Genomic DNA, 22,651 nt, shown 5'->3' on the forward strand with positions numbered 1-22,651 from the left:
GGTTAGAAAGCTTCGGAGGAATCGTCGTCATCGAAGAAAAATTCTCCCCCATCCACGGAAAAGGCATCCGCCTCGACATCCACTTCCACTTCGGAGATGGTGACACTGAAGATGGAGCCTCCTCCCTCGTTGTCCTCGACCTTGATGCTTCCTTCCAGGGTTTCCAGAAGTGCCTTGATAATGGTGAGTCCCAGTCCGTGACCTTTGAAGGATTTGCTGACGCCGGATTGTCCCTGACTGAATCGGTCGAAGAGGCGACCTGTTCGGGTGACATCCACACCAACGCCGGTATCGGCTACCGCCAGGCTCAACTCGCCGTCGGCGACGGTGGCTTTGATCTCGACGCTGCCGTCCTGGGTGTTGTATTCGATGGCATTGGCGACCAGATTGCTGGCGATCAGGTGGAGTTTTTCCCGGTCGGTCTTAAACTTTAGACCTTCCTCGGCGACCACGGTGCAGGTGAGGTTTTTTTCCGGAAGCAGATGCTCGAAGGAGTCTCTGACATCGTTGAGTACGGCGGGAATATCCACCAGGGAAAACTGCATTTCCGCTTCACCGGATTCCAGTTCGGCGGTGATGAAAATATTGCGCAGCTGATAGTCGAGGCTGAAGGATTCCTTGTAGATCATGGCGGAGATGGGACTCACCATGTCAAGGGTGGCGGAACCGCTGCGAAGTTGGTCGGCCAATCCCAGGATGGAGGTCAGGGGATTGTTGATTTCATTTTTAACCAGGGAGACGAATGTGGATTTGATTTTTTCGCTTTCCTGAAGCCTGCGATTCATCTCCTCCAGTTTTTTGGTGATCATCTGGACGTCGTGGAGGGCTTTCTTCGTGGTATCAAAACGCTTTTTCAGCTCAGCGATCAGTTCATCATCACTCATTGCTTCCATGGAGCATCTCCCGTTTTTTCAGCGGTGCTGGAGCGATTTGCAGGGTTTTTGAAGTTTGCGTCCCGGTCAATCTCTTCCAGGGTTGTGAAAGGTTTGACAGGCTGACGCCAGCACCTTCATACTATGTGGTCCCGGGTGGTTATGGCTACCGTGTTTGGAACCTGATTATGGGAAAATTACAAAATTGCGGTCAAGTTTACTCCACACCGTGATCTCTTCGCAAATTTCCTTATCATCCCACGGGTAAACCTCTTTCCGGGTGAGCTGAATCCAGGCAAAATATCCTGGAACGCGTTATGAACTGCAACGACCAAATGGGCAAGGCGCCATGACCAAAAAAGTTCGTGTCCTGATTGTGGATGATTCAGCGGTAGTCCGTCAGTCACTGCAACAGATCTTATCATCCGATCCCCATATCGAAGTAGTCGGGCACGCCCCTGATCCCTTTGTTGCCGCAGAGCGGATTCGACGGATGGTCCCGGATGTGATTACTCTGGATGTGGAGATGCCCCGGATGGATGGCATCACCTTTCTACAAAAGATCATGAAGCAACATCCCATTCCGGTGGTGATGTGTTCCACATTGACCGAAGCGGGCTCTGAAACCGCCTTGAAGGCGATGGAGGCCGGGGCGGTGGAAATTATCACCAAACCGAAACTGGGCACGAAGGAATTTTTCGAGGAAGCCCGAATCCGTATCTGTGACGTGGTGAAGGCTGCGGCCATGGCCAATGTCAAGGCGGGGGCGAGTAGTCGACGGCGTATCCCGCCCAAAGGGGCAGGGGTCAAAGTGGCCCCCAAGCTCACGGCCGATGCGGTGTTGGCTGCGCCCAGGGCGGGCTCCCGAGCCATGGTCAAAACCACCGAAAAGGTCATCATGGTTGGGGCTTCCACAGGTGGTACCGAAGCGCTCAGGGTCTTTCTGGAGGCCCTGCCAGCTGACGCCCCCGGTATCGTCATCGTTCAGCACATGCCGGAAAAATTTACCACCGCCTTTGCCAATCGTTTGAATGGCCTGTGTCGGATCACTGTCAAGGAGGCCGCCGACAACGATACCGTGGTGCGGGGGCGGGCCTTGCTGGCGCCAGGCAATAAACATGTCCTCCTGAAACGCAGTGGGGCGCGTTATCACGTGGAAGTACGGGACGGCCCCCTGGTCAGCCGCCATCGTCCCAGCGTCGATGTCCTGTTTCGCTCCGCCGCCCGCTATGCCGGGGCCAATGCCGTGGGGGTGATCATGACCGGTATGGGAGATGACGGGGCTATTGGCATGAAGGAAATGAAGGATGCCGGCGCTTTCAATATTGCTCAGGATGAAAAGAGCTGCGTGGTCTTCGGCATGCCCAACGAGGCGATCAAAAAGGGAGGGGTGGATCTCATTAAACCCCTGAATGAAATTGCCGGAGAGGCCCTCAAGGCGAGTCATTGAGGGATCCGTCAGGGAGTAGGGTTTGATCGGGATGAAGGGCCATTTCAGGGAAGGAGAGGAAGCTGAATTTTCAGACCGGGATTTCGACCGGCTGAGCCGCTTCCTATACAAGCAGTGTGGCATTCAGCTGCCCCTCACCAAAAAATCCATGCTCTCCTCAAGGCTGCAAAAGCGGATTCGTCTGCTGGGGCTGCCCACTTTTACCGCCTATGTGGATCGGGTGGTGGACCCCAAGATGGGGGATGAGGAGCTGATCCAGTTTTTGGATGCCGTGACCGCTACCAAAAGCGATTTTTTCCAGGATCCAGGCCAGTTCGAATATCTCACCCGGGATGTGGTGCCGGGATTGATTCAAACCAAAGGGGTGGGGGTGCGCCGTCCCCTGGTGGTTTGGAGCGTGGGGTGTGCCACCGGAGAAGAGCCTTACACCCTGAGTATCGTGCTCAAGGAGTTTTCCGAGCAGGTGCCCGGGATCAACTTTAAAGGGCAGATTTTAGCCACCGATATCTCCGCCCGGGCTCTGGAAAAGGCTTCCACAGCTATCTACGAGATGGAGCGGGTGGCGGCTATTCCGCTGCCGATCAAGAAAAAATATCTCCTCAAAAGCAGAGACCCCCGCAAGCAGATGGTGCGTATCTCTCCCGATCTGCGGGCCATGGTGCGTTTTCGTCAGCTCAACCTGATGGATCCCCGTTTTGGCCTGCGGGAGCCCCTGGATGCGATTTTTTGCCGCAACGTCGTGATCTACTTCGATCAGCCTACCCAGGAGCGGGTGATCAACAAACTATGTCAACATTTGGCTCCTGGAGGTCATCTTTTTGTCGGCCAATCTGAAAAGCTCGATAAACTCCACACCCCCCTGGTCAAGGTCGCCCCCACCATCTATCGCCTGCCGGAATAACCGTCTTATCCCTCGCCAATCGTCGGTCAGCTTGTGTCGCTTTGTCGCTTTGTCGTTTTGTAGGGTGTGGTGAGCAACGCGAACCGCACCGCTCGAAAGTTGTCACACCTGTTTGAACCAGAGCCTCTATTCCTTGGGTTGGTTTTGAACTCGATGAGGTGATTGATGGGGGGAGTGATTTGGATGATGCGATGTGGTCTTGATCGATGCGGTTCGCGTTGCTCACCGCATCCTACAGGTTGCGTGGGTTGTGCAGGGGTTAAAAATTTGGGCGGAGCAGGGGGGGGAGAGCAGGTGTAAGGTGTAAAGTGTGAGGTGTGAGGCAGGTCAGAAGAGTTCGATATCCCCTTCGTCCAGGGAGTCTTGCCGTACCGGCCGGTTGATCGACTCATATTCGCTCTTGCGGTTTTCCAGGACATTTTGGATGGCAGCCAGGCGTTCTTCTTCTGTTGACAGAGAGGGGTCGTAAAAGCAGGAAAAAACCTCTTCTACCAAGCTGTGCATGATGTTCAGCTTGTTTTCCATGGCATGGGTTACCTGGGTGACCATATCCTCAAACTGCAGGGACATGACCGCCAGACCCACACTGTTGGTCAACTCTTCGGAGATGGATGAGATGTCCTGGAGGCTTTGGGACATGACTTTGTTCATATTGCCGATCTCTTCCATCATGGCATCAATCTGACCCTTGGAGTCCACCGCAAAGTTCATGTCCTTGGTGGCCATTTTTTGGATGAGATTTTTGATGGAGCCGAGTTTTTCCAGGGAGTGGTTGGCCACCCGGTCGATCCGTTCACCGAACTGTCCGGAATCCTTGGCGAGCTTTCGCACCTCCCCAGCCACCACCGCAAAGGCACGACCGGCGGTGCCAGCCCGGGCTGACACGATGTTGGCATTCAGCGCCAAGACGTTGGTCTGTTCCGAGATCGATTTGATCTCCTGGAGCATGGTGGTGATATCGTGCATGTGGCCGGAAAGCTCGTCCACCTTGTAGACCATGTCCATGGTCTGCTTGGAGACGTGGAGGACGTAATCCATGAAATAGTGGAGAATCCGGTTGGTCTCATCCAAAAATTCCTGGATGTTGATGCGTTCTTTATCCTCCCCCTCGGTGGGGGCGGGAGGTGGAACGGGTTCGGCCTCTTCCTCCTCCGTTTCGCCCTCGTCGGGCTTGTTGGAGACGCTCGACTCCATGGAGGAGATGAGGATACCGACCTTGGCGCTCTGGTTTTGGGTTTGATCCCGCAGTCCGTTGAAGCTTTCGGTAAGCTTGATGATGGCGTCCTGGACCAGACCCCGGACCTGCTGGAGTTCCATGTCCAGGTCTTCTTTCTCGAATCGGATCTCGTCCCTGACCTGTGCGATCAGGTTTTCCATGGATTTATCCATTGGATGTTCCGGCTCCGAGAAATGAGATGAAAAGGTAGACGATCTAAAATATCAAACCAGACAGAGGAGAACGTTCCCCGCCCACTGAATTTTTCAAACCAGCACAAATCCTAAGCGATCCTCAAGAATGACGCAAGATCATATGGATGTTTTGTACCGGAAGTTGTTCGAAATCAGGTAAATGCAAGTGGCAGGCCAGTATTTTCATAGAAGAGATGGCCAGTTGATCCGGTATCAGACCGGCTGTTTATCACTGCAATGGCCCTGTCTTTTGTCAATAGCGGCTGTCACAGGGGTTGAAACGCCTTTTGAGCGGGGTGAGGCGACCATTTTTTTTCAACTCTGCACACTCTCGAAAGATGCGATCCTGGCAGGTTTGGCAGCGTTCCCAGTCGAGATTGGCAACCATGGCGTGGATGGTCTCCTCTTTGGTGCGGAAAAACTGGTCGGGACTCAGGCGGCCCAGAAACCCTCGTTTTTCAAAGACGTTGCACACCCGGGTCTTGGCCCCGTAAAAATAGAGATTTCCTCCCAGCTTGCGGCGCCGTTCCGCTTCGTTTTCAAGCATTTCCGCCCCCGAAAGATCGACAAAATTGATGCCGTTGCCAAGAATGATCAGGTTGATCTGTTCGGGATTGACTTTGTCTACCTCCCGGAAAATCCGATCCAATAGATCGACGTTGGCAAAAAAGATGGAGCCATCCACTCGCAATATTTTTCCCTGGGGGCACTCCGGGAGTTCGGGGTCGGTGACAAAGTGGCGGTTAAGATCTTGGGGGTCGGGCACCCTGGCTACGACGTTGGGCCGGGTGGTCTGGCGCAGATAGCCCATCAGGGAGAGGAAAACCCCCACATAGATGGCAAAGACCAGATCCAGAATCAGGGTGGCCAGAAAGGTGACGATCATCACCGCTGCCTCCCAGCGGCTGGTTTTGATGATCCGTCGGATATGGAGAAAATCGATGAGATTGTAGGCGACCAAAAGCAAAATGCCACCGAGAGCGGCAATGGGAATGTGGGCCGTCCAGGGGGAGAGTGTGAGGAGTATCACCAGCAACAGAAGCGCTGCAAAAATGGCCGCCAGGGGAGTGACCGCCCCTGCACGAAAGTTCAAGCCGGTGCGGGTGAAGGAGCCTGAGGAGGCGTAACAGGAAAAAAAGGAACCGATAATGTTGGCCATGCCCTGACCGACAAACTCCTGATTGCCGTCAATGCGCTGTTGGGAGCGAAAGGCTACCGAACGGGCAATGGAGACCGCTTCCACCAAACCCAGCAAGGCGATGGCCAGGGCGCTGAAAGAGAGATTTTGAATGGTGGTCAGGGAGATATCCGGGGTGACATAGGGGGGGATGCCTGAGGGAATGGCCCCTATCAGGGTGAGTTGATTTTCTTCCGGTCCCATCCAAGCGGCCAGCACACTGCCGACGATCATCGCCAGCAGCATTCCCGGCCAGCGGGGGAGCAGCACCTTGAAAAGCACCGCTGTCCCCAGAGTTGCAAGCCCGACAACCACCGCCGCCGGGTTGATTTCATCGATATGAGAGGCAAAGCTGAGCAGGGTGTGGAGAAAGGTCAGCCCGTCGGGCAGGGGAACGCCCAGCAGATGTTTCATCTGGCTGGTGGCGATCAACACCGCAGCGCCTGCAGAAAATCCGACCACCACCGAATGTGAGATAAAATTAATTAATACCCCAAGGCGGGCGTTGGCCATGGCCAGTTGCAGGATGCCTACCATGAGGGTCAACGTCATGGCCATGGCCACATAGGGGGCGGTGCCTGGTTCGGCAAAGGGGACCAAGGCGTTGAACACCACGATGGAGATGGCAGTGGTCGGGCCGGAAATCAGATGCAGGGAGGAGCCGAAGAGGGCGGCGATGATGGGGGGAATGATGGCGGTATAGAGGCCATATTCCGGGGGCAGCCCGGCGATCATGGCAAAAGCCACCCCTTGGGGCAGCACCACCACCGCACCAGTCAAGCCCGCTCCCAGATCCCGGCGCAGGCTGTTGGCATCCACCAGTTTGAGCCAGTTGCGAAACGGGCAGAGCCGGATCCAAAGTATGGCGCAGTCGGAGGCGCTCAATCTCACGATAAACGGTGCTTTCGGGTTGGGATTGACTGGAAACGCAAAAATAACATATCAACCATAACCTATTTTAATGGGTTTTTAGAGGGATGAGCCGGTCTCTTCCCACTTTTAATGGTTTTTTTTGCGGGATGAGCCGGTCTTTTTCAACGAATTTTTTTCATCGTGGCCCGGCAGCGCCTTTGGTTTTGTGAGGGAAAGCTTTGAAACATGGGAAAAAATGTTTTGCTGGTGGGGTGGCGCCTGTCTGAAATTCAGGCAGGTTGGGTTGACGTGGATCCGGTTCAGGTTGGGAGGAGGAGTCCCTCCACCTTGGCCGCACAAATAAAATCGTTTTCCGACAGCCCCCCAATGGCATGGGTGGAAAAACGCACCCGGCACTCTTTATAGCTGATGGTGAGTTCCGGATGGTGATCTTCCTGATGGGCAATCCAGGCGACAGCATTGACAAAAGCCATGGTTCGGTGAAAATCAACGAAGGTAAAGGTTCGCTCAATCCAGGTCTCGGCACCATTCATCTGCCAAGGGGGGAGTTGATCGAGAAACAGCTTGGCTTCCTCTCCCTTGAGAGGGGGAATCCCTCCTTCACAGGGGCGGCAACGTTTGGATGTCAGTGTGGTCATATGAAAGCCTCCGATATCGTTGGTATGACACTCTGGCCGGTGGGGGGGGTAACTCTTCTGACAGGTTTGAAAAAGATTGGTTCGCTAGAGGGTAGGGGAATGCTGGAGTCGGTAGGGGGATTGGTCTGGGATATCGGCTGTTTTGAGATAAAAGTGTCGCATCAGGGTGGAAAAAGGAGGGTAGGACGATGGCTGGATGGGCTGTGCAGGTGACAGGGAATGGTACGGGGGATCCCATGACCTTTGGGGTGACGGTGCGGGAAGGGGGCGGTGAAACCCGCCATCAGGTCACCCTGAAGCGGGCCACCTATGATCGATTGGCCGGGGGCGTCCAGCCCCAGCGGTTTGTTGAGGCCGCATTTGGTTTTCTTCTCGAGCGGGAGCCCAAGGAAGCGATTTTGGGCCGCTTCGATGTGGATGTGATCTCCCGCTATTTTCCGGAATTTCCCCGGGCGATTGGTGACTATCTGTAGGATTGGTCGAGAGAGTGTCTGAAATGGATGCGGTTGCGCAAAGCTGTTTATTTCTTGGGTGGCTGGAACCCTCTTTGATCGAACCAGAATTGTGGGTCAAAAATAAAATTGTATTTATTCGAGATTTTGGTTAATCTAATGTTGGCCTGAGAGATCCTAAGGATCGGTGGGTTCCACCCGCTCGGGCCTCCATTTTTACAACCTCCCGAATTACAACCTTCCGAAATTCCCCCTCTCCATTCATGTTCTTCCTATATCTTGACGCATCAGGTTCTGGAGGAGACACGAGGGAACCTGGTTTGCTCTAGAGAAGCGCATTCAAGGACTGAAAAATAAATTTCAATTGCCGGATGGGTCAGAGCTGCATGCCCGGGACTTCTGTTGCTCATACAATAAGCAGGATAAAACAAACAATTTCGGGCAACTTTCCTGGCCTGATCGGCGTTTGGCGATGGAAGCCTATTGGCAAAGCCGGATCGCCTCTGCTTCAGACCCAAGACAGGCTCGGGCAAGAAGGCGCAAATACCAGACAAGAAAGCATTTTTTTCATTTGAGCAGAGCAGAACGCTCTGGATTGTTTGAAGAAATTCTCGATCATATTGGTAACCATAGAGGCATTTCCCTGTTTGGAGAAGTCGCCGACGTTGACCGAATTCCCGACCATACGGGTCACTCCTTCACTCAAGTGGTTACCCGGTTTGATGCCTTCCTAAAGCGTTTCAACGCCAACTCCCCCCCTGGTCAAATCGATAATGGCATTGTTTTGATGGATCGTGAAACATCCAAGGAGAGGCAACTACACGAAATGCTTGTTGCATATCGTGAGCAAGGTCATCCTTGGGGGCAGCTGAAACACGTATTGGAGATGCCATTTTTTGTGGACAGCCATACGGTCTTGTCGGTGCAGCTGGCGGATATTGTCGCTTATGCGATTCGTCGCTATGTAGAGCATAATCCGCAACCGGGTAGCCCGGAAGAGAACAATTTCAGGAGAATTTATCACCTGTTTGATCGTGATGGTCACAAGTTGCATGGCTTGAGGCACTATTGTGAACCAAACAGCTGTATTTGCCTCATTTGTCGTGATAGAGGCCATTCAGATCTGCCCTCCAGAGAGACTTCTTGAAAATTCCTCAAGCTGGGCGTGGGGATGCCTTCCAAATGGCTCCATGCTTTGGCTGTCTAATCATGGAGCCATCCAACTGTTTATTCCTCCACGGGTTTTTTGGCCCGGCCAGCTTTTTTGCGCTCGTGTTCCTTGCGGAGTTTTTTCCGCAGGCGAATCACTTTTGGGGTGATCTCCACCAGCTCGTCGTCATCGATAAACTCCATCGCCTGCTCCAGTGAATAGCGTATGGGCGGGGTGAGCATGATGTTTTCATCGGTGCCTGCGGCGCGAATGTTGGTGAGTTGTTTGGCTTTCAGGGGGTTCACCACCAGGTCGTTGCCTCTGGAGTGGATGCCGATGATCATCCCCTCGTAAACATCCTCGCCCGGGCCAATGAAGAGCTTGCCCCGCTCCTGAAGATTGAAGAGGGAGAAGCCTACCGAACGGCCCAGATCCATGGCTACCAATACACCGTTTTTGCGCTGTCCAACGTCGCTGGACACGACTGGGCCGTAGTGGTCGAACAGGTGATGCATGATTCCGGCCCCGGAGGTCAGGGTGCGAAACTCGGTGAGAAAGCCGATAAGGCTGCGGGCGGGAATGATATAGTCCAGACGCACCCGGCCCTGACCGTCGGGGGTCATGTTGGTGAGTTCTCCGCGCCGCAGTCCCAACGCTTCCATCACGGCTCCCTGGTTGGCATCGGGGACATCCACCACCAGCTGCTCGTAGGGCTCTTTTTTAACCCCGTCCTCTTCCTTGATGATCACCTCCGGGCGGGAGACTGCCAGCTCATACCCTTCCCGACGCATGTTTTCGATGAGAATCCCCAGATGCAGCTCTCCCCGGCCCGAGACCCGAAACTTGTCGGCCTCTTCGGTCTCTTCCACCCGCAAGGAGACGTTGTGCTCCAGCTCCTGCATCAGTCGGGAGCGAAGCTGGCGGCTGGTGAGATATTTGCCGTCTTTGCCGGAGAGGGGGGAGTCGTTGACCTGGAAGGTCATGCTCACCGTGGGCTCATCCACCGACAGGGGAGGGAGGGCTTCCACATGGTCCGGATGGCAGAGGGTGTCAGAGATGCCCAGACCCGTCAGTCCTGTGATGGCGATGATGTCCCCGGCACTGGCAGAGGACTGCTCGACCCGATTCAAGCCCATAAATCCCAAAATCTGCAAAATCCGTCCCGGTCTTTGCAGCTTGTTGGCATCGATGATGGTGATGGGGGTGTTGGTGGTGATCTGGCCCCGCTCCACCCGGCCAATGCCGATGAGGCCCACATAGCTGTTGTGGTCGAGGGCGGAGATGCGCATCTGGAATGGGCCGTCCGGGTCCACCTTGGGGGGGTGCACCTTATCCAGAATGATTTCAAACAGCGGGGTCATGTCCTGGCCGGGTTGGTCGGCTTCCAGGCTGGCATACCCTTGCAGGGCGGAGGCGTAGATCACCGGAAAGTCGAGCTGCTCGTCGGTGGCGCCCAAGCGGTCAAAAAGTTCGAAGGTTTGATCCAGCACCCAGTTGGGGCGGGAGCCTTCGCGGTCGATTTTGTTGATCACGACGATGGGGGTAAATCCCATGTCGAATGCTTTTTGGGTGACAAAGCGGGTCTGGGGCATGGGGCCTTCCACCGCATCCACCAGCAGTAGCACCGAATCCACCATGGAGAGCACCCGCTCCACCTCGCCGCCAAAATCGGCATGGCCGGGGGTGTCGACAATATTGATGTGCTTATCCTGCCAGCGGATGGCGGTATTTTTCGCCAGGATGGTGATGCCCCGTTCCCGCTCCAGGGTGTTGGAATCCATCACCCGCTCTTGGGGAGCGTTGCGGCTTTCCAGGGTGCCGGATTGTTGCAGGAGTTTATCCACCAGAGTGGTCTTGCCATGGTCGACGTGGGCGATAATGGCGATGTTGCGAAGATTTTCAATCACGGATCAAGCTGCCTCGAACGTTAATTTTGCAGGGAAAAAAGGGGGTGCGCTTCGAAGGGGAAGTTTTCACTTCAACAGGAACGAAACGATTGGCCTTGAAAGGGGATAAGCTGTCGAAAACGCTATGGTCTGATAACAGGGCGGATAGCGGGCCGCCGGTGTTTATGCGCTGATCTTTGGGAGTGGGTCAAGTGATTACCTTGAAAAAAGGACTAATAATCCCCATCTCCTGATCCCCGACGGGACACTTTTCGCTGACTTTGACGGCGTTTGGCCTCCAGGCGGCGCTCCTTGGAGGCCCGGCTGGGGCGGGTGGCGCGACGGGTTTTGGGGCGAATCAACGCTTGTTGGATCAAGGTGACCAGTCGTTCCCGGGCGTCGGCACGGTTTCGTTCCCGGGAGCGAAAGCGTCGGGCCTCAATGAGGATTTCCCCTTGCCGGGTCATGCGGCTGCCAGCCAGCTGTACCAGGCGGTTGAAAACCTCCGGTGTCAGGGCAGGGGCATTTTTGGCATCAAAGCGCAGCTGAACCGAGGTTGCCACCTTGTTGACATTTTGCCCCCCGGGGCCTCCGGCCAGGACAAAGCTTTCTTGAATTTCTCCTGGTGTAATCACGATCTCCGGCGTGACCTGGAGCGGGGTATGGCCTATAGTGTCCATGGAACCATTTCACACCCATTGCGCGCCTCTGGACAAGGGTTTGTTTTTTCGATGCATTCCAGATGGGGTGGGAGGGGGCGGAAGAGCCCATGTTTCTTTTCCCCTTGGAGGGGGCGGGGAGGGGCTTTTTCGACAGGGGGCAAGGATTAGGGGGATTGGGAAGATGGCCAAGGAGAAAGCCAAAGCCAAGTGGGAACAGGTCGGGGTCTGTTCCATCACATCGGGCCGACTCTGGATCGGTGACCCCAGCTTTTGTGCGTTTGGGACCAAGGGGGGGAAAACCAAAAAAACAGTCATGACCGAACCGGATAAATCGAGCAAAGCCTCCAAAAAAGGCAGCTGGGTCTGCTTGGCCACCCCCATGCCGGACGGCAACTATCCGGTGGAGGTGCGCCGAACCGATGGCGGCAAAATCCGCTCAGTTCGGGTTCGGTTGATGTAGAATGTCAGGCGGGTAGACTGGCGTTTGTCTCGTGGTATCGATGGATATCGATGGCTCAATTTCGGATAAAGTGAAACGTGATCAGCGAAAAAACCATCCGTGAGGCTGTGGATCGGTTGGTCGCCGTGGCCAAGCCTATCAAGGTCATTCTGTTCGGCTCTTATGCGACCGGAAAGGCCACAGACGATTCCGACTTGGACTTCATGGTGATCCAGCCGACTGAAAGTGGGGTTGAGGGGGATCGCGTGATTCTTCGGGATGCCGTTGGCGATGTGGGTGCCGGGGTTGATGTGTTGGTTTTTTCCGAAGAGGAAACCTGCCGACGGGGTCAGGTGCCAGGAACGCTTATCTATTGGGCTCTCAAGGAAGGACGGGTGATGTATGAAGCCTCCTCACACGGATGAGGCCTTGCGCTCCCTTCGTTTGGCGGATGGCCGGAATTTGAGACTTTATTATTAGCTCATCTCAGGCCTGAGCCACTACATGCAGACCTCTCGATACTGCCGGGATTTTTCGATAAAGCACTCCTTCCCACAGGGCATCACCTCATAGACCATGGACCAGTGACCCCGGGGCATGCGCTGGCAGTGGCGGGTGTTGCAGTGTTTGTTGATGAGCCTCTCCACCTGCCCCCGGGAGCCGGCCACCTGCTCCCAGGCTTGACCCCTCACCCCGATGGTGGTGCCAAACCAGCGGCATTCGTTGCTCTGGGGAAATCCCGACAGGGCTTGAGCCGGGGGGGAGAGCCAGAGCATCCCGCCAAAGAGCAGCCCAGCCAACATCACCACTCCGATCCATTTCATGCGCCATGATCCCCACCAACCGGTACTCAGAGTGTGTGGTGAGGGGGCGATGTTTTTGCTGTCATGGTGTTTCATTCTATCCCCCCAATCCGGCCTGTTGCAGAGGGTGGACCCAGGGAGTGTGGTACCAGCTCATGATCGAATGGACCGACCAGGCCAGGGTGATCATGGCCAGGGTGGGTTTGACCATCTGGTTGGGTAGTTTTGGCGTGACCCACTGCCAGGCCAGCATGGCCAGCCCCACCGTGACAAACCAAAAATCAGCGCTCATATAGGGAAAATAGCGGTTGGCAAAGAGGGCCTGGAGCACCAAAGTGATGTGGAACAAAAGGAGAAAATAGATCGTTCGGTTCTGTTTTTTATGCAACAAAATCAACAATCCAGCCATGGCGGCAAACTGCCAGAGGCTGTGAAACTGCGCCATGTGGCCCATAAAATATTTAATGTTGGCCCAGATCAGCAGCAACCCTTTGGCGGTATCGGGATTGTTCAGCAGCTGCACCATCCACACCCCTTGGCCGTGGGTGGTGACCGCCTTGCTGAAATAGGGGATGTCGATGAGATCAATATATCCCAGCCACAGCAGCAAGGGGAGCAGGTGGACCCCGGCGCTCAAAAATACCCACCGAAACCGGCCATGGAAAAAGCCAAACCCCAATGCTGCTACATAAGCGGCATAGTTGGGTTTGGCGAGCATTAAAATCCCTACCAACACCGAATATCCCAAGACCGTTTTGGTGGCAGGCCGCCCCAGCTGCTCCAGATCGGTGATGCGCATCAGGAACCAGGCGATGTAGATCGGGGTGATAAACTCCAGATCCATCACCGGAAAGAGGGAAAAGCTGTAGAGGGAAAAGGGGTGGAAAAAGAGAATCCAGACCCCTGCCAGCGCCGTGGTGCGTTCCACATAACGGCTGAATAGCTGAAAAGCCGCCACCATTCCCATGCCAAAGAGCAGCAGCTTCAGGGTGAGATAGCCGAGCAGGGTGGTGACCACCTGCAACCCTTCGCCCATGGTGAGCACATGGGCATAGGCGTAGCTTTTTTCGCCTTTGAGGTTGATGGTGGGAAAGGGGCTGAAGGCATAAAAGGGGCTGGCCAGGGTGTGGTAGGTTTCGGCGATGAGGTTGACGACCAGCAAGGTGGCGGGTCGCTCCACCCGGGCCGGGCTCTGGCGAAAATATTCCGGAAAGCGGGCCGCAGCCTGAAAATTATTGGGGGCGTCGGAGTTGTCGTACTGCCACATGAAGGGAATTCTGGGCAGGGGACGCATGGAGGGGGGCTCCCCGGGGGTGGGGTTGAGCCATGCCAGATTGGTGGAGATGACCGCCACCAGAAGCAGAAGCAGGGGGAGGACGATGCGATGCAGTGAAAAGGGCTTCATGGGGTCTGAAATTTCCTTCGGCTGCCAGGGATAACGATTCCGGGTGACGCCGGGCGTTTCCCTCGGTGGAGCAACCATGTAAAAATGACCAATTCAGATAAGAATACCAGTTCATTCCAGAGGGCGACCAGAGATGATGGTTGGAAATAGCAAAGATGGGTGGTTGGTCGTGGTGGGAGTGGGGCTGGGGTATTGTTTCATTGTGGGGAGTTTTGAATGATGGCCCATGACTATCCTGTCACCATCCTGCGCAAGCCGGAGCGTATTCATCTACATCAGCAACAGCTGGGTATTTTGGTGGATGGAGCGGATATCGCTACTGCTTTTGAGCGCTATCGTGAGGAGGAAACCCGGATTCTGGCGCGCTACCAGGAGCTGGAGATCACTCCACCACCTCCCCCGGGCAAGGGCAGAGGGGGCGGTGGGCGGGAACCCTTGCGCCCCTTTATGATCAAATCCGCAGTGGTGCTGGTGGTGGTGCTGGTTCCCACCATTCTCCTGGGTGCCGCCATTCGGGAGGCCCCCCGGGTGATGGCTTATAATCTACCCACCGCTTTGCAGCGGGTGATCGACACCGGGCGTGGGGCTTTCGAAACCGTCCTCGACCGTCTGGAAAAAATGTCTCCGAAGAGTCGGGAGGCGCTGCGCAAGGATATGCGGCGTCTGGCGCAAAATCTGGAGCCGGTGGTGGGGGAGTTGCGGCCTCTTTTGACCGGCCCACCCCCTGAAAACCAAGAGACAACCCCTCGGAAACCGGAGTGATTGGTTCGGGGATTTCCGAATAAAATCAACCTCTCTGGATCCGGAAAATGTCGGAATTTTCAACCCATCTTCAAGGAATCGTCATGAAAAAACGTTTTTTTCTGTTGGCCGGGATGGTGCTTTTGGCAGGCTGCACCCAGGAAACCCAAAACAAGCTCGGGCGCGCTGTGCAAAACTGGACCGGTACCAACGGGGTGCTGGAGGTGTATGCCGGAGATAAGGTGGTACGGCGTTTTATCAAGGTAGACAAGCTCTCCACCGCCTATGGCACCGATGAGGCCCGCTCCCGGCCCTACCGTTATGGTTACGGCTATCTGGACAGCAATCTTAACTTTGAGCTGGACAAGGAAGAGAAGAAAAAGATCTATTTTGAGGTGAGCGACTATTCCACCAACTATGTCTTTTTCGAAAATCCCTTCTAGCAGTCGTCCATCAGGCCCTTGGCTGGGGAAGGGCCGTTTGGTTGGGGAGGTTTGTTTGAATATCTGGCTGGGATGGTTGGCCTGATTGGGAGGCCTGCAGTTGGGCCGGGGTTGAAGCTGGAGGGGGAGGTGAGCGTGATGGATCGACTGAAAAAAGGGATGGTTGGGCTTGGGAGCGCTATCGGTTCCGGGGTGGGTCGGATTCCGGCACTGCTGGGGCGTCTGGCAGGATTGGTCGTGGCACTCTTCAAGATCGGCGTGGTGGTCTCAGGGGTGGGGATTGCCGGGGTGCTTTTTTTGGCTGTCCTGCCCAACCTGATGGATGAGCTGCCCTTTTGGCAGGGGCTTGACAGCACCGGCTCCCTCTATTTTTTGATGGGCCGTGACGCTGCCGGATATTTGCAGAATGCCGGGCCGGTGGGGACTTTCCTGGCCTTGGGGCTCTCGTTGCTCATGCCCTTTTTGATCTGGTGGACGGTCTCGGCGGATCGTTCGGCGGGTGCCCTGGCGCACCAGGCCCGCACCGCCCGAGAGGGGCTGCTCAGTGATCGGTTGACCCAGGCGGTGGCGCTTTTGGGTAGCGATCAGAGTGCGGTGCGTTTGGGGGGAGTGCATATCCTGGAGCGCATCGCCCGGGAGGAGGCTGAGACCCATCACTTTTTGATCCTGGAAATTCTATCCGGCTTTATCCGTGGCACGGCCCCCTGGCCTCCCAAGGAGTCGGATCGGGCGGCGTTGGAAGGGGAGGAGGGGGAGAGCGCCGAGTGGGTGCAGCCCCGCAGACCTTCCGCTGACATTCAGACCGCTTTGACCCTGCTGGTGGAGCGCGACCGGAGCTGGGAAAAGGGCCGGACGGTGCGTTTGGATCTCAGCCGCAGTGATCTTCGGGGAGCGGATCTGGCCGGGGCGAACCTGGAAGATGTGAATTTGGAAGATGCCCATCTGGAGGGGGCGCGCCTGGAGAGCGCCAACCTGCGGGGAGCGGATCTGGAGCGGGCGCATCTGGATGATGCCGATCTGGAAAATGCCGATCTGCGAGAGGTGGAGCTGAAGGAGTCCTATCTGATCGGCACGGTGCTCCGGGGAGCGAGACTTTCGGATACCGACTTTGAAAAAGCCCACCTGGATGGGGCGGACCTGGGAGAGGCGGATTTGACCCGCACCCGGATGTGGGGGGCCAAACTACGCGGGGCTGACCTGATGGAAGCCACCATGGAGGGGGCCAGCCTGCTGGGAGCGGATCTGGAGGATGCCAATTTGTGGAAGGCCAACCTGAAAAATGCCGACCTGCGCAAGGCCAACCTGAGGGGCGCTCGTCTTTGGGGGGCGCAACTGAAGGGGGTCAATCTCTGGACCGCCCGTCTCGAAGAAGCCAATCTGGGCGAAGCTCTGGATCTCACCTCCAAGCAGATGGAAGAGGCGATCACCAACGAAAAGACGGCGCTACCGGATTATCTGTAATCAAGGGGGTGGTGTGAAACGGACAGCCGTTTTAGAACCCTCTGATGAAGGAGGGTATACGGTCACAGTCCCTGCTCTGCCCGGCTGCATCAGTGAGGGAGAAAGTCGGGAAGAAGCGGTTCGCAATATCCGTGAGGCGATAGAGTTGTATCCGGAGCCGGTGGAATGGGGGCGGGCTGCCGGGTAAGCGTCTTTCTTTCCCATTCCAGTCTGTATTTTCTGTCCATTCAGCGCTTTCGGGAGATATCCACCGATTCGAAGAGGCGTCGGCTCATTTCTCGGCGGTTGGGTTCGTCCCTGAAGTTGACCATCACAAACCAAAGGGTGTTTTTATCCAAGATTCCCAATATCTGCAGGTGATATTTTTTCTGTCTCACCTGGTATAGGGTGCCGCCTTCGAAGGCTGGATAATTCCGAAAGGTGATCTCTTTCATATCGATCAATTCAAAGTCGATGCGCCACTCCCCTCGATGGTTTTGGATCAACTCCTCACCGAGATTTTCCATCAGGCGTATGAAGGGGGTGTTGTCATCGACGGCTCTGTTGGATCTCATCCGGATGTGGCCCAGGGTGATTTTGAACCGGGGTATGAGACACTGATAGAGCCGCAATCGCTTGTCTTTGAATGTCCTTTCGATGGGGGTGTAGATTGTGTTCCGGTCGGGTGTGCAGGGCGCTTCCAGCGTCAGGTGCGGAGTGACCTCGGGGTAGGTGACGATATGCCAGACGGTCTCTTCCTTGAGCAGATGTCTGGTCAAATGATCACGGAAAACAAGGTAGAGAGCGCCCGTGAGGCTCAATACCAGTATGACACGCCACAACAGCGGGGTTTTCCATTTGCCGGGAGCCCATGAGCGTTTTCCGGTGGGTCTTTGAATATCGGTGACGCCCTCATGACCTCGAACAGAACCTCCGGGGGAAAGCCCTTTGCCGGTGGTCTGAATCAACCGCTCCTTTTCCTGCCGTTCCTTGTTCATCCGGGCGATGATATAGGCGACTTTGCACTTGGGGCATTCGTAGGCGGGGGCGTTATCCCGGGGTCGGCGTTGATAGTGGCATTGGGGGCAGACGATGGACATGGCTGACTCTGAAAGAGAGGTTACACATAATATATCTCTTTCGTTTTTATCGGATCAGAACGTGAAGAGTCAAATCAGTCGAAGGCGGGTTATGGTATAATCGTAATTATTGTGCGCCCCGCTTCGACGGGTTGATTATTTTTTTCGGGAAATATCCACCGACTCGAAGAGACGCTGGCTCATCTCCCGGCGGTTGGGATCGTCCATGATGCCCACCAGCACCATCCACAGCTCCTGTTTATCCTGAATCGCCATCGCTTCCAATCGATGGCTGCGACCCCACACCTTAAAATCAACGTTACCCTCGAAGGCCGGATAGTTTTGGAAGGTGATCTCTTCCAGATTGATCTTGCGATCGGTCACTCCACCCATGTGTTGCTGGATATAGAGCTTGATGACATTCTCCACCCAGCGGTTCAGATCGATGGTCCAGTCAGGTTTCATCTTCATGTAGGCCAGCCCGGTTTTAAAATCCAGCACTTCGCAATGCTGGATGGGGGGGAATTTTTCCAGGGCTTCCATAAACTGGGAATTGTCGTGATTTTTTTCCGGTTCAGGGGAGCAGGGCAGCTCCACCGTGAGGCGACGGTTTAGCTCGGAGCTGTTGAAGGTTTGCCACTCGGCGAGACTGTTTTTGAGATAGGTCCCGGTAATCTGATCCCAAAAGCCGGTAGCCAGAGCCCCACCCATGAGGCCCCAGATGAGCATTTTGGTGACCCACGGGGAGCTGTCCCGGCTGCCGGGGCCGCGAATTTTGGAGCCGGCAGGCGGTCCTTTGCTGGCGGTTTTGCGCCAGGCCTCCTTCTCCCGCTTATCCTTGCTCGCCTGGGCTTTTTTATAGATCACCCCACACTGGGGGCATTCGTAGGCGGGGCCGGTGTCGGCGGGTTGCCTTTGGTATTGGCACTGGGGGCAGATGGTGGCCATGGCAAGCTCCGTAAAGGGAGTGGGGCTCTCATTGGATGATCTGATTTTTATCGGTCGGGAAAGGGTTGTGTCAAACGGGTTTGGGGGTCATCCGGGGGAATGGCGCAGGGTTGGGTGGATTTTGGGCAAGCAAGACCGTTGATTTTACTTCCCATGAAACCCTATGCTGATAAGCGGAATCAAACGGGAAATGGGGCCTGGGTGCAGCGGGCCTGAAACTTGTGAATAAAGAGGCGTAATGGCTGACTATTCGGGATATGTGACGGCGGTCTATGGGATCGCGCTGGCGGTTTATGGCGGCTTGACGCTGCTGTGGCAGATGCGCCTGCGTCAGGCGGAAAAACAGTTGCAGGAGGAGATGGATTCCCATGAACCCTCCCAATAAAAACAAGCGGATCTTTATGGTCTTGACCCTCCTGGCGGTGGGAGGCGCGCTGATCACCCTGGTCTTCACCTCTTTCACCGGCTCCCTGGTCTATTTTCACACTCCCACGGAGATTCAGGCCAAATCCGGTGAATTCATCGGGCAAAAGATTCGCATCGGCGGCATGGTGCAGGAGGGCACTCTGGAAAAGGCGCCTGATTCCCTGAAGATTCGCTTTCAGGTGACCGATGGCCATCTGCTCATTCCGGTCAAGTATGAAGGCATGGTGCCGGATCTGTTCCGGGAAGGGCAGGGGGTTGTGGTGGAGGGGGTTTGGCAGCCGGGACAGGATTTTGTCGCCTCGACCATTTTGGCCAAGCACTCCGAAGATTATATCCCGGTGGAGATGAGCGAGGAGGGGATTTCCAAAGCCAAGGAGTCGATCCTCAAGTCTCTACAGTAGGGTTTTTCCCTGACAGCGTGTTGGGAGGATGAATCACCCAACTGCCAGATCATAAAAAAAGCCAGCTCTCTTGACGGGGCTGGCTTTTTTTATAGGTGTGGGAGACGCTTTCCCTCCACCCAATATTCTTGAGAGCGCGGTCCTGTCTGGTTGGATGGTGCTATTGGTTTGAAGGCGAGGATTCATCCTGGGAGCTGGTTTTTTTTGAGTTGCGGGAGAGGGTCACAATGACCAAAACGGGCACGATCACAACAAAGAACCAAAGCAGCAGGTTGGCGTTCATGGTTTTCTCCTCAATCAGTCGCAATTATTCACCCCATTTTCTATACTTGGGGATATCCTAAGCCATAGGGAGGGCTATCCTGGCGTGAAGCCGGGGGAATAGCAACTCAGAAAAACGCCGGATTCCATCCTTCTCCTATCTCTTTGGAGCGTGTTTATCGGGTTTGAGTTCCATCGGTTTGGTGGGGAGAAGCGTCAGGAATGCGGCCTCTGGAAGCAAGCCGGAATGGCTTCGGATCGAACTCTTCGGAGGAAGAGTGCCGAGGTCTCCGGGAGGGGCGTTTTACGTCCAAAAGGGGAGGGAAGATGAACAAGCCGATGCCGGGGTGGGCGGCTCTTCTGCTTGGGGCTTTGCTGCTGGGCGTGCCTGGGGGTGGTTGGGCGGGTGAAGCCAAACTCCTGCAACTGATCGGCTATCTGCGGGATAACGGTAGCCTGACCCAGGCCCAATATGAACTCCTCACCGAAGCGGCCCGCACCCCCGATGAGGCCGCTCCCCCCCCTTCTGATCCTCCCCCCACGGCCAAGCCTGGGTTTTCTGAACATTCCGCCGCATCCCAAACACCGGCCATCACAACCCACCAGGCCGAGGCAGCCCCGTCAAAAAATTCCAGGGAAACCACCCCAAAAGGGGGCCGCTCTGATGTCAAAGGGGTGGAAATCAAGACCAAAGGGGGGATCAAGGTCACCTCAGGGGATGGCGATTTTCAAGCCAAGCTTGGTGGTCGGATCATGGCGGATGCGGTGTTTGCCAACGACGACCAAACCGATCTTCTGGATGGCACCGAATTTCGCCGGGTTCGATTGCATCTGAAAGGCCGACTCTACGACGACTGGACATTCAAGAGTCAGATCGAGTTTTCCGACAACGAGGTGGATCTCAAGGATATGTGGTTGGGGTATGATGGCTGGGAGCGGTTTGGCCTCCAGATGGGTCAGTTTAAAACCCCCTTCAGCCTGGAAGAGAGCACCAGCTCCAAATATATCACCTTCATGGAGCGGGCCATGCCCAATGAATTGGCTCCGGGATATGGCATCGGCGTCAACCTCTCCAGCCATGGGGATAACTGGTTTTGGGGCGGGGCGCTCTTTGGCGAGGATGCCGACTCGGGAGATGATCGCAATGAGGCGTGGGGGGTGAGCAGTCGGTTGGCCTGGGCACCGGTTTTGGCAGAGGGGAGGGTGCTGCATCTGGGGTTGGGCCTGGCCTGGCTTGATAACGACGATGGTGAGGTGAGCTTTGGCCCCCATCCGGATGCCCACATGATTCCCGCCTTGATCGAGGCGGAAATGATGGATGTGGATCATCACAGCCTGCTGGGATTGGAAGCGGCGTTGGTTTGGGGGGCCTTTTCCCTCCAGGGAGAGGCCATCTGGGCGGATGTGAAGCGGGATCTCAACCCGACGGCCAGCCTCAACGGCGCCTACGGCTATGCCAGCTGGTTTTTGACCGGGGAGTCCCGGCTCTATGAAGGGGATGCCGGGGAATTTGGCCGGGTGAAGCCGGAGCGTGACTTTAACCTCGATCAGGGGGGCTTCGGGGCCTGGGAACTGGCCGCCCGCTACAGCCTGATGGATCTGAACGATGTCGGGGTGGCGGGGGGAGAAGAGGATAACATCACCTTGGGGCTCAACTGGTATCTCAATCCGCAAATTCGCCTGATGGCCAACTATATCCTGGTGGATACCGATGAGGTGGCGGGCAACGACGATCCTGATATTTTCCAGATGCGCATGCAGGTTGATTTTTAAGGAGTTGGAGAGGGCCATGACGCATTGGCAGGGGATGGCTGGGTCTGGGAGGGTGTTCTTCGCAACGGGGCTTGCGTGGCTGTTGCTGATGGCGGTGGGGCCTGCCTTGGCTGAGGAAATTCGAGGGGAAGCGCCTGGCCTCAAGCAAGGGGAAAAACGCGCTGAAACCCTGGTGATCGGTCGGGTGACCAATCGTCCCAAAAAGCATATCGAGGGGCTTCGGGGGATGGTCAACTATGTGGTTCCTCATCTGGCCCGGGCAGGCATTCGCCAGGGGCGGGTGGTTTTTGCCCGGGATAATGCCCAGATGCAACGTTATCTGGCTGAGGGGCGGGTGGATTGGGTCTCTGAGTCGGCCTTTTCAGCCTTGGAATTTCGGGAACGCAGTGGGGCTCAATTGTTGCTGCGCCGCTGGAAGGGGGGGGTGGCGGAATATCATACGGTTTTTATCACCCGCATCGATTCTCCCATTCAAAGCCTGGCTGATCTCAAAGGTCGCCGGATCGCTTTTGAGGATGCCGGTTCCACCTCCGCTTTTCAGGTGCCAGCGGCGACCCTGCTTGAGGAAAATTTGGAGTTGGTGGAATTAAATACCCCTCGGGAGAGTCCAGCTGCGCACCAGGTGGGATATGCCTTCGCCGGGGGAGAGATCAACGTGGTCACCTGGGTCTCCCGGGGATTGGCGGATGCCGGGGCGGTGAGCAATCTGGACTGGCATGATTCTGAACGGGTGCCGGAGGGGATTAAAAAACAGCTGCGGATTTTTCATCGCACCGACTCTTTTCCCAGAGGGGTCGAGTTGGTTCGGGGGGGGCTCGATCCAGCGGTTAAGGCGGGGCTCAAAGAGCTTCTTTTGCAGGCCCATCTCGATCCGGAAGGAGTCAAAGCGCTGAAAGGTTATAACAAAACCTCCCGTTTTGATGATTTTTCCGGTGGTGTCGAGGCTTTGATGGCCCCAGCCTACCGATTGTGGCCTCTTTTGAATAAAGCGACGGATCAATGATCAACGATTCCCCACCAC

Annotated in this window: 24 protein-coding genes; 14 read left to right on the forward strand and 10 right to left on the reverse strand. The window is 55.7% G+C overall.

Annotated elements, in window-relative coordinates; all coding sequences use genetic code 11:
• Positions 1-2 precede the first annotated feature (2 nt).
• Positions 3-893, reverse strand: coding sequence for a HAMP domain-containing histidine kinase (locus HQL52_07695; protein ID MBF0369320.1), 891 nt, complete (start codon positions 891-893; stop codon positions 3-5).
• A gap of 328 nt (positions 894-1,221) precedes the next feature.
• Here HQL52_07695 and HQL52_07700 point away from each other — a divergent pair, with 328 nt between their 5' ends.
• Positions 1,222-2,322, forward strand: coding sequence for a chemotaxis response regulator protein-glutamate methylesterase (locus HQL52_07700; protein MBF0369321.1), 1,101 nt, complete (start codon positions 1,222-1,224; stop codon positions 2,320-2,322).
• Between the two features lie 31 nt (positions 2,323-2,353).
• Positions 2,354-3,223: a chemotaxis protein CheR gene (locus tag HQL52_07705; protein ID MBF0369322.1), complete on the forward strand. Its 870-nt coding sequence runs from the start codon at positions 2,354-2,356 to the stop codon at positions 3,221-3,223.
• A 327-nt stretch (positions 3,224-3,550) separates the two neighbouring features.
• Here the strand turns inward: HQL52_07705 and HQL52_07710 are convergent, their stop codons facing one another.
• From HQL52_07710 to HQL52_07720, 3 genes are all read right to left on the reverse strand, one after another.
• Positions 3,551-4,540: a hypothetical protein gene (locus tag HQL52_07710; GenBank protein ID MBF0369323.1), complete on the reverse strand. Its 990-nt coding sequence runs from the start codon at positions 4,538-4,540 to the stop codon at positions 3,551-3,553.
• A 346-nt stretch (positions 4,541-4,886) separates the two neighbouring features.
• Positions 4,887-6,695, reverse strand: coding sequence for a SulP family inorganic anion transporter (locus HQL52_07715; GenBank protein MBF0369324.1), 1,809 nt, complete (start codon positions 6,693-6,695; stop codon positions 4,887-4,889).
• A gap of 287 nt (positions 6,696-6,982) precedes the next feature.
• Positions 6,983-7,321 carry a 4a-hydroxytetrahydrobiopterin dehydratase gene (locus tag HQL52_07720; GenBank protein ID MBF0369325.1) on the reverse strand — a complete coding sequence of 113 codons (339 nt, stop codon included), beginning with the start codon at positions 7,319-7,321 and terminating at the stop codon, positions 6,983-6,985.
• Positions 7,322-7,509: 188 nt separating this feature from the next.
• Here HQL52_07720 and HQL52_07725 point away from each other — a divergent pair, with 188 nt between their 5' ends.
• Both HQL52_07725 and HQL52_07730 read left to right on the forward strand, forming a co-directional pair.
• Positions 7,510-7,794 carry a hypothetical protein gene (locus HQL52_07725; protein ID MBF0369326.1) on the forward strand — a complete coding sequence of 95 codons (285 nt, stop codon included), beginning with the start codon at positions 7,510-7,512 and terminating at the stop codon, positions 7,792-7,794.
• Positions 7,795-8,059: 265 nt separating this feature from the next.
• The gene (locus HQL52_07730; GenBank protein MBF0369327.1) at positions 8,060-8,920 is read left to right on the forward strand and encodes a DUF3800 domain-containing protein; all 861 of its coding nucleotides are present in this window, start codon (positions 8,060-8,062) and stop codon (positions 8,918-8,920) included.
• Between the two features lie 80 nt (positions 8,921-9,000).
• On the opposite strand, the gene typA is transcribed toward HQL52_07730, so the two are convergent.
• Positions 9,001-10,830: a translational GTPase TypA gene (gene typA, locus HQL52_07735; GenBank protein MBF0369328.1), complete on the reverse strand. Its 1,830-nt coding sequence runs from the start codon at positions 10,828-10,830 to the stop codon at positions 9,001-9,003.
• Between the two features lie 212 nt (positions 10,831-11,042).
• Positions 11,043-11,489 (reverse strand): aminoacyl-tRNA hydrolase, encoded by a 447-nt coding sequence (gene arfB, locus HQL52_07740; GenBank protein ID MBF0369329.1) that lies wholly within the window; start codon positions 11,487-11,489, stop codon positions 11,043-11,045.
• A 163-nt stretch (positions 11,490-11,652) separates the two neighbouring features.
• Between arfB and HQL52_07745 the strand changes: the two genes are divergently transcribed.
• Together HQL52_07745 and HQL52_07750 are read left to right on the forward strand one after the other, a co-directional pair.
• On the forward strand, positions 11,653-11,931 hold the full coding sequence (locus HQL52_07745; GenBank protein ID MBF0369330.1) for a hypothetical protein: 279 nt from the start codon (positions 11,653-11,655) through the stop codon (positions 11,929-11,931).
• Positions 11,932-12,008: 77 nt separating this feature from the next.
• Positions 12,009-12,335: a nucleotidyltransferase domain-containing protein gene (locus HQL52_07750; GenBank protein MBF0369331.1), complete on the forward strand. Its 327-nt coding sequence runs from the start codon at positions 12,009-12,011 to the stop codon at positions 12,333-12,335.
• Between the two features lie 75 nt (positions 12,336-12,410).
• Here HQL52_07750 and HQL52_07755 read toward each other — a convergent pair whose 3' ends face one another.
• Together HQL52_07755 and HQL52_07760 are read right to left on the reverse strand one after the other, a co-directional pair.
• Positions 12,411-12,734, reverse strand: a complete 324-nt coding sequence (locus HQL52_07755; GenBank protein ID MBF0369332.1) for a hypothetical protein — start codon at positions 12,732-12,734, stop codon at positions 12,411-12,413.
• 76 nt (positions 12,735-12,810) lie between these two features.
• On the reverse strand, positions 12,811-14,118 hold the full coding sequence (locus HQL52_07760; protein MBF0369333.1) for a hypothetical protein: 1,308 nt from the start codon (positions 14,116-14,118) through the stop codon (positions 12,811-12,813).
• Positions 14,119-14,334: 216 nt separating this feature from the next.
• Between HQL52_07760 and HQL52_07765 the strand changes: the two genes are divergently transcribed.
• From HQL52_07765 to HQL52_07780, 4 genes are all read left to right on the forward strand, one after another.
• Positions 14,335-14,880 (forward strand): hypothetical protein, encoded by a 546-nt coding sequence (locus tag HQL52_07765; protein ID MBF0369334.1) that lies wholly within the window; start codon positions 14,335-14,337, stop codon positions 14,878-14,880.
• A gap of 83 nt (positions 14,881-14,963) precedes the next feature.
• On the forward strand, positions 14,964-15,302 hold the full coding sequence (locus HQL52_07770) for a hypothetical protein (GenBank protein ID MBF0369335.1): 339 nt from the start codon (positions 14,964-14,966) through the stop codon (positions 15,300-15,302).
• Positions 15,303-15,431: 129 nt separating this feature from the next.
• Entirely contained in the window at positions 15,432-16,763 is a 1,332-nt protein-coding gene (locus HQL52_07775; protein MBF0369336.1) for a pentapeptide repeat-containing protein, read from the forward strand.
• A 13-nt stretch (positions 16,764-16,776) separates the two neighbouring features.
• Positions 16,777-16,950, forward strand: a complete 174-nt coding sequence (locus HQL52_07780) for a type II toxin-antitoxin system HicB family antitoxin (protein MBF0369337.1) — start codon at positions 16,777-16,779, stop codon at positions 16,948-16,950.
• Positions 16,951-16,990: 40 nt separating this feature from the next.
• Here HQL52_07780 and HQL52_07785 read toward each other — a convergent pair whose 3' ends face one another.
• A complete protein-coding gene (locus tag HQL52_07785; GenBank protein MBF0369338.1) occupies positions 16,991-17,842 on the reverse strand; it encodes a hypothetical protein in 852 nt (283 codons plus the stop codon).
• 135 nt (positions 17,843-17,977) lie between these two features.
• Complete coding sequence (locus HQL52_07790; protein MBF0369339.1) at positions 17,978-18,769, reverse strand: hypothetical protein; 792 nt, start codon at positions 18,767-18,769, stop codon at positions 17,978-17,980.
• Positions 18,770-19,007: 238 nt separating this feature from the next.
• Here HQL52_07790 and HQL52_07795 point away from each other — a divergent pair, with 238 nt between their 5' ends.
• The 4 genes from HQL52_07795 to HQL52_07810 all read left to right on the forward strand — a co-directional run bounded on the left by HQL52_07795 (position 19,008) and on the right by HQL52_07810 (position 22,633).
• Complete coding sequence (locus HQL52_07795; protein MBF0369340.1) at positions 19,008-19,154, forward strand: hypothetical protein; 147 nt, start codon at positions 19,008-19,010, stop codon at positions 19,152-19,154.
• Positions 19,138-19,596, forward strand: coding sequence for a cytochrome c maturation protein CcmE (gene ccmE, locus HQL52_07800; protein MBF0369341.1), 459 nt, complete (start codon positions 19,138-19,140; stop codon positions 19,594-19,596). The genes HQL52_07795 and ccmE overlap by 17 nt, the downstream gene beginning before the upstream one ends.
• Before the next feature lie 588 nt (positions 19,597-20,184).
• A complete protein-coding gene (locus tag HQL52_07805; GenBank protein MBF0369342.1) occupies positions 20,185-21,630 on the forward strand; it encodes a porin in 1,446 nt (481 codons plus the stop codon).
• A 16-nt stretch (positions 21,631-21,646) separates the two neighbouring features.
• Positions 21,647-22,633, forward strand: a complete 987-nt coding sequence (locus HQL52_07810; GenBank protein MBF0369343.1) for a phosphate/phosphite/phosphonate ABC transporter substrate-binding protein — start codon at positions 21,647-21,649, stop codon at positions 22,631-22,633.
• Positions 22,634-22,651 lie beyond the last annotated feature (18 nt).

This window comes from Magnetococcales bacterium (assembly GCA_015232395.1).
In the GTDB taxonomy this organism is placed as follows: domain Bacteria; phylum Pseudomonadota; class Magnetococcia; order Magnetococcales; family JADFZT01; genus JADFZT01.